Annotated in this window: 2 protein-coding genes; both read right to left on the bottom strand. The window is 39.1% G+C overall.

Annotation, left to right across the window (positions count from 1 at the left end):
- Positions 1-8: 8 nt before the first annotated feature.
- Positions 9-629 carry an IS630 family transposase gene (locus ACEYW6_RS36460; protein ID WP_412983647.1) on the bottom strand — a complete coding sequence of 207 codons (621 nt, stop codon included), beginning with the start codon at positions 627-629 and terminating at the stop codon, positions 9-11.
- 14 nt (positions 630-643) lie between these two features.
- Positions 644-889, bottom strand: a 246-nt coding sequence (locus ACEYW6_RS36455) for a helix-turn-helix domain-containing protein (protein WP_412983646.1), incomplete at its 5' end; no start/stop codon positions are given.

The following is an 889-nucleotide window of genomic DNA, read 5'->3' as shown; positions in this document are numbered from 1 at the left end:
TTAAGTAGCTAGACATGATTAAATATAAAACGCTCAACTGAATAATTACCATTGTTTGCACGATTTTGAATAGTATAAATTAGAGCGATCGCTAGTTCATACTCATCGTCAAAAATCTGTGAAGAAAGCTCATAACGTTTCAGGTGTAGCCACTCATCTTCAATACGGTTCATTTCAGGCGAGTATGGTGGCAGGAAAAAAATGTACAAACCTTGTTGTTGCCAACGTTGCCAGTATTGTTTAACTTTTTTGCTGCGATGAAATGATGCTCCATCTTGAATAATGACAGTTATTTTACCCGTTTGTTCAAGACGCTGTTGGGCCAAATGTGCCTGCCATTGAAGCAGTTGCAAGTAACGTTCGCTATTGAAACCACCAACTACAGCCCCATATTCAAAACTTTGCTGAGGCTCCCAAAAACCAAGAACACTAATTCTTTTGCCTCGTCTACGAGGTTGATAAATTGATTTTTGCTCTCCACGTTTGGAATAAGTATAATTGAGAGAACTTGTTCGTTCAAACCCCGATTCATCAAGATATTTTAGACAAATTAATCCATCTCCAGCTAACTGACATAACATTAACCAATCGGCACGTTTGGCATCTTTGAATGATGTTGATTTTGGAATAGGCGGTTTATGCCTTAACCGTTTCCATATATAATCTTTTTTTTTAGAATTCGGCTAACTTGTCTACTACTGAGCGTGATTCCACGTTCAGCAGCTAAACGTTCTTGTAGTTGACGACTTGTATAGCTACGTTCTTCATCTAGCCATTGTTCAACCATATTTATATCCTCTGAACTCCACTTACGTTTTCCTCCACGTCCAGGTGCTTCCCACAATCCACCTAATCCCTGGTTTTCCCATCTACGTAATGTGGCTCGAAC

It is taken from the genome of Nostoc sp. UIC 10607, from assembly GCF_047228265.1.
Taxonomy (GTDB): domain Bacteria; phylum Cyanobacteriota; class Cyanobacteriia; order Cyanobacteriales; family Nostocaceae; genus Nostoc; species Nostoc foliaceum_A.
Note: the sequence above shows the minus strand (reverse complement) of the source record. Positions and strands in the feature narration are given on the sequence as shown.